This is a genomic window from Streptomyces hokutonensis (assembly GCF_000376565.1).
Lineage (GTDB): Bacteria > Actinomycetota > Actinomycetes > Streptomycetales > Streptomycetaceae > Streptomyces > Streptomyces hokutonensis.
The window spans coordinates 1-6,602 of the sequence record NZ_BARG01000147.1 but is presented as its reverse complement, the minus strand read 5'-3'; the positions used below and the strand labels follow the sequence as shown (position 1 = coordinate 6,602).

1 pseudogene is annotated in these 6,602 nt (G+C 73.1%); it reads left to right on the top strand.

Features of this window, described 5'->3' with window-relative positions:
- Positions 1-6,602, top strand: a pseudogene (locus SSP08S_RS57970) (hypothetical protein); the annotation flags it as partial.

The window sequence follows — 6,602 nt, the reverse complement described above, 5'->3', positions numbered from 1 at the left end:
GCAACTGCCGTATCTGCGCTCGAACGGCGGTTACCGCATCACGGTCCGCGTCGACGGGAACGATCACACCGTCGACATACAGCTGACGCTGTCCGACGCCAGGGAGTCGCTGCGGCAGGGCCGATTCGACACGCGGGACCCCGACAAGCATGTGGAACGGCGTGGGTTCGGGACGCGGGAGAACTTCTCCAGTCAGCCGTCGGGGACATACCGCACGGTGCAGGTGCCGTGGACCGGTTCGTGGCCGATCCCGGCACCCACCCCGGTGCGGGCGGTGGACGGGTCGGTGACGCTCTCGCTCACGCACAACCAGGCGAGCGACGCGACGACGGTCACGCAGGCTGTGCAGACGACGTCGGCCCAGCGGTCCAACGAGCCTTCCGATCCGGTGGAGTTCACCACTCACTGGCGGGTGCGCACCGATGCCCCCGCTGCCGACGGTTGGAGCGAGCCGGAGGCGCACGGTCCGACGACGATCTGGTTCCCCCGGCACCTCACGACTCCCGATCCGGCGGCGGGTTCGCTGCCCGCGCCGGCCGATGTGGCCGATCTCCCGCTCTACGGCGTCGACTCGGTGATCGACCCGCGCGCCCTGTACGAGCATGTCCACCAGACCTTCCAGGCGGACCTCGACGACACGGCCGCCGGGCAGGTCTCCGACTTCCTCTCCGAACAGGTGCTGCGCGGCACATTGCCCATGCAGGTGGACGGCGGCATCTACTCGCCCGTGATCACCGATGCCGGCGGCAACGCGGTCGGCATGCTGCATGTGGTCACCGAGCCGGGGACCAGTACCCCGTTGCGGCAGAGCACCCCGGGTCAGATCAACCTGGAGAGCCATCTGGTCAACACGGCGAAGGTCGACCTCTCGTCGAAGTACACCAGCGGTATCGGCGTCAGCGGCAGCGCGGCCGCTGCCCTCACGGGCGACCACAGCCAAGGGCATCCGAACGCCTCGCGCGTCATCGGCGGCAGCCTCGGTGTGCGTGGACAGGGGCAGGCGACCGTCACCAACACGTACAGCGCGGGCAGTTCGGCCGGCACGATGCACGCCATCCGCACCAACCGGGGCCATCTGCTCGCGCCCACCGCGGTCACGTACCGGGTCACGCTGATCCGGCCGGACGGTACGGAGACGGCGGCCCCGGCGCTGACCCGGCCGCGCGGTATGGATCTACGGGTCCTGAGCAAGGCGGACGCCACCGGGCAGCCGCCGAGCGGGACGGAGCGGCGTGAACTCCCGGACGCGCTGGAGCGGTTGGACGGCATCGGACTGAGCGCGGCGCCGCTCGGTGTCACCGGCGCGGAGGGTCTCTTCGCCGAGGCCGAGGCCTGGCTGCGCCGCGAGGGCTTCCTGCCGTCCGCTCCCACCGGGACGGGCGTGGTGCGCAACTACGAGCCCGAGCACCAGATCCGGCTGCACGCCCAGCTCAACAACCTGCGCCGGCTGCGGGAGGCGCGTTCGCGTACGGGGCTGCGGGCCGCCACGGACGCGATGGTCGACGGCGGGCACGCCCTGCACTTCGAGGTGCCGAACAGTACCGACACCGGCGTCCGCCGGGTCCGGCTGCTCCTCACCGCGACCCGCGAATTCCATCAGCCCAGCACGCACAGCCTGGTCCTGCCGGGTATCCAGGTCATGGGTCTGGCCCAGCTGGCGGGCACCGACGCCGAGCAGCGCGGTGAGTCGTACGGCGGCGCGTTCGGGCCGATGGGCAGTGTCAGCGGGCCGCTGGGCCGGTGGGGGTCGATCGGGTTCGGGGGCGACTACCAGCACGGCGGGCAGATCACGCACGGCGACACCGTGGGCGGTGCCACCGGGCACGACCAGTTCTTCATCGCCACCAACCAGAACAGTCACGCGTTCGACGTGCCGGTGCGGCTGGGCCTCGACCTGTACGCGGGCGACGGCGAGCGGCCCACCGAGCGGTTCGGGGAGAACATCAACAGGGCGGCGGCTCCGGCCCCGGCCGCCCCCGCGCCCCCCGTCGCCCACCCGCCGACGGTCGCCGGCTCGCTGCGCCTCGCGGTGCCGGACGGCCGTACGCACGCGCCCTCGGGGACCCCTACGGTGCCCACCGCACCGGCCGACGGGGCGCCGCGTGCGATGGACGCGACCGACACGGAGCGGCTCGAAGGGACCGACGACCAGGGCGTGCCGCGTGCGGGTCTTGTGCGGGTGCCGGACGACGCGCTGATCGACACCGTGCGGGGTTCCGCGGCGATCGAGTCGGCCTTCCGGCGGGCCGCCGCCACCATCCGCCGCCAGGCGCGGCAGACGCCCGCCACCCCGGCCACCGGCCCGATCCTCCCGCTCACCGCACCCGGCGTGCAGCAGCCCGCCCCGGCGGCCGACGGTGAGCCCGGGCGTGCCGCTGTCCTGCCGCTCGCCGGGCACGGCTTGACGGACAGTACGACGCGCGCCGCCGAGACCCGGCACGCCGCGATCACGCCGGGCAGTCTCGTCGCCCACGGGCACGAACTGTTCAAGAACGCCTATGTGGTCGAGGGTCTGAGCCTGCCGGGGACGCTCGCGGACGGGCAGTACTCGCTGGAGATCCAGGCCGTCGCGTACCGGCCCCGGCTGCTGGACACCACCCGGCAGTATCTGGAGACGGGTGTCTCCGCCACCGACAGTGCCCAGCAGCTCAAGTCCCTTGGAAAATCGGGCCAGTCGGGCGGCACCGCGGTGGTCACCCAGAACCCGTCCACACCGGCGGCGCAGGGCAACACCGGTCCGGAGTCGGACGGTTCGGTCTCCACCAGTCAGAGCGCGGGCAAGCCGAACAAGTTCCAGTTCAACCCGTCCGTACGGCTCGGCCGGGTGTCCCGTACCGACACCGCCGACACGCTCGCCGCCAGCACGGGCGTCAACCGCACGCCCACAGAGAGCGGTGACCTGCACCGGGTGGTCGCGGACGTCACCTATGTGGTCACGGTCCGGGCCGGTTCCCGCGCACTGCTCAACGGCGTCGGCGACCTCGGCACGATCGACCCCGTGACCTTCGTGGTCGACGTCCCGGACGGCCTCCAGTTCCTCATGACGCAGGGCCAACTCAACCGTGACGCACGGTGGATGACGGCGCTGCGGAATCCCGCCCCTGGACCGGTCCAGGGCCAGGCGCATCTGCCGGCGGCGTACGTGCGGAACCGTGAACTGGGTCTCGGCGGAGTCCTCTCGGTCACCGAGTACCGGCGACGGCCCGCCGCCGCGGTCGCCGCCGGCCAGATCCAGCTGGTGCCGCTCGGCAGGAGGGAACGGCGCGGCGAGGTCAGGCGCGAGCTGCTCGCGCTGGTGGAGGCCGAGGCGCCGGGCGCGGTCACCCCGGGACACCCCGGCTACCAGCAGGGCGTGGACAGCCGGATCGCCCAGCTCACCTCGACCGCCGGACTGCGCTCACTGCCAGGCCGCGGCCCGGACGGCACCCCGCGCCGGGCCACCACCCGCTTCCACTTCCGCCACCACGGTTACGGCGGCGAGCGGCTGGTCGAGGTCACGCTGACGGCACGGCCCGACCGGACCCAGGATCTGTCGGGCCTCCGGGGTTCCTCGACGCCCGGCTCGGGTCTCGAACAGTGGCAGTCGCACACCGCCGCCGGCCGCACCACCACGCGCGCCTCGGTCCGCCAGACACAGCTCCCGGTCACGGTGACCAACCGCTACATCCGCCCGAACCAGGGGGACGACCACTCGAAGACGGACCGTGTCGCGCCGGTCTTCACCCCGCAATCGGCGACCAGCGTCTCCACCCGGCGGGCGACCACCGCCGACAACCGCTTCTGGCTGCGCACCGACAACGGCGCGGACTTCGACGGCCTGGAGTACGAGTACGAGCTGTCCGTCCGCTCGGCACTCGTCGTGGACTGGCCGCCGAACGTCATCGGCGGCCTGATCCAGAACGGTGTCATCGCCTGGGCGGACGCGGACGGCGATGTCCGCCGCTGGGTGGACGCGATGCTGGAGCGGGGCAACCCGCGCACCAGCACCGTCCCGGTCGGTCTGGCGCTGCGCTTCACCGGCACCGAGACCAACACCCCCGTGCCGACGGCCACGGTGACCGCTCCCTCCGTCCTCTCCGGCGCCGACCCGCGCAACACCGTGCTGCCCGTTCCTGCCCTCACCCCGTATCTCGCCGACGCGCAGATGTTCCACCCGGTGGGCCCCACCCCGGCATTCCACTTCGACGGCTGGGGCCATGTGGAGACGGCCCTCAACCAGGTGGCCCCACGCGGCGGACGCGGCTGGCACGCCCAGGTCACCTCGGTCTCGGTGGAGGGACAGGCGGTCCGGCTGGGCCAGTTGATCCAGGCCGGGCAAGTCGCCCTGGACCGCCCCCGGTTGGCCGCCGACCTCACCCGCAGGATGCCCGGTACCGCGCCCTTCGAAGGGCCGCCGGACCAGCCCCCGACGATCGCGGTGACGCTCTACAACCCGCGCCGTTCCACGCACGCGGACGACGTCACCCTCGACCAGCTCCACAACACCACCGACACGGTGAGCACGGCCGCCGGTGCCGACCACGCCCTCGCGACCTCGCTCACGGCGCTGTTCAGCGGTGACGACGACAACCACGAGATCGCCGGGATCAATGTGCCGGTGGCTCAGCGGCAGACCCAGCCTTCGACCTTCGGCGGTACGACCACGGGCAGCCGCCGCGACTGGCTGAAGTCCGGCAGCACCGCCGCATCCGCCAACGGGGCGCGGGGGACGCGCAGTTACGTCGTCGACGTGGACGCCCATCTGCTGGTGGAGGGGCCTCAGGGCGTCCGTCATGTCACCGGCACGGTCACCCTCCGGGTGGAGGAGCGCGACCTGCTCGGGCACGGTCTGCTCGCTCCGGCCGAGTCGCCGCCGAACGTCCACGACCTGCCCGCGCTGGTTCCCGACTGGGCGACCGCCGAGCCGCACACCCTGCCGGAACGCCTGCATGCGGCGATCCCCGCCGGCAGCCGTGGCGTCCAGTTCTGGGTGGCGCTCGGTGCCGACCCGCAGGGCGCGCGTCTCGGTCAGGCCCTCTACGGGGCTTCGCGTGCCGCCGTGCTGGGCAACCGGCCGCTGGAGCTGATGACGCGGGACCAACAGGGCATCCGTCGCTGGGAGTTCACCCCAGACGGGGCTCTCGTCACCGACGACCCGGACCTCACCACGGCGTGGACCGCCTTCCACGCCCAGGCCGAACTCCTGCACACCGCCACCGACACCCTCGACGACACCCCGCAGGTCCTGACCCGCCTCTTCGCCGCCCGCAAGGAAGCCAACCGGGTGCACGCGGACGCCGAAAGGACGCATGAGGAGACGGAGCGCGCGGTCGCGGACGCCTTGGCCGCTCACCAGCGGGCGACGGACACGGCCGCCGCATCCGATCGGGCCGAGCGCGAGGCCGGGGACGTGGTCAAGGGGCTGGAGCGGGAGCTGGCCGACGCCCGGAAGGCCGTCGCCACCTTGCCGTCGGCGATTCAGCGGCATGTGCAGGACGAGGCCGAGGGGCGTCACGATCTCCAGACGGCCCTGACCGCGCTGACGCAGGCCGAGCATGCCGTACGCACGGAGCGTGCCGCCGCCGAACAGGCAGTGAAGGGCGGGCAGTTGAGTGCTGTGCCCGCTCCCGCCGCGCCCGGCACCCCGCGTTCCCACGACCCGGCGACCGACGTCGCCGACGACCCCCGCGTGCGGGCCACGATCCCCGCGATCACCGCCGCCGACCGTACGATCGAGCAGGCCGCCCAACAACTCCGTACCGACCGGGCCGCGTTGGCGACGGCGCAGGAGACCGTCGCCCAGCGACCGGACGACATCCGCAGGGCGAAAGAGGTCCACAAGAAGGCCGGGGAGAAGACGCGGCGGGACGCGGCGGACGTGGTCCGCCGGGCCGGTGAACTGCGTGGTGCCAGGGAGCAGGAGGCCGAAGCCCAGGGCGAGTTGACCGACGCCGAGAACGAGGCCGCCCGCCGCGAGGCGCAGGTCGTCGCCGCCGTCACCGCGCAGATACAGGCCGCCGCCGACCGGACCTCGGCCACCGACGCCCTGCCGGACCTGGCCACCACCGTCCGGGACAGCGCCCCGAACCCCGAACAGTCACCGCGCACCACCTTCGCCACCACCCCGCCCCGCTGGCCGACCCCCGACGGCCGCACCGCCCCCCTCCCGGCCGCCGGCCAGACCCACACCCCGGCGCCCGCCACCACCACGGCCACCGCCGCGTCCACATCCACGCCGGCACCGGTGAAGCAGCAGCCGAAGCAGCAGCCGAAGAAGAGCGGCGGACCGTCCAAGTCCGGTACCGGCAAGGGCAAGGCCGCAGGCGTACAGTCGCGGCCCCACACGACCCCGGCCGCCAACCCGCTGTCCCCGTACGTCACCCCCACCGGCCGTGCCGTCCCGACCCCCGACGACGGCTACTGCCTCCTGTACGCCGTCATCGGCAGCGACCCGCAACTGGTCGGCGACCGGCTGGGCCGGACCGACCCCGGTACCGCCGGCTGGCTCGCGCAGCCCCAGCGCGTGCGGGGGACCCTCGCGACGATGGCGCGGCACCCACAGACCGCCGACCAGGGCTCCGGGTATCTCCGGGCCGCGCGGCAAGGCCTCCAGGGCCTGGTGG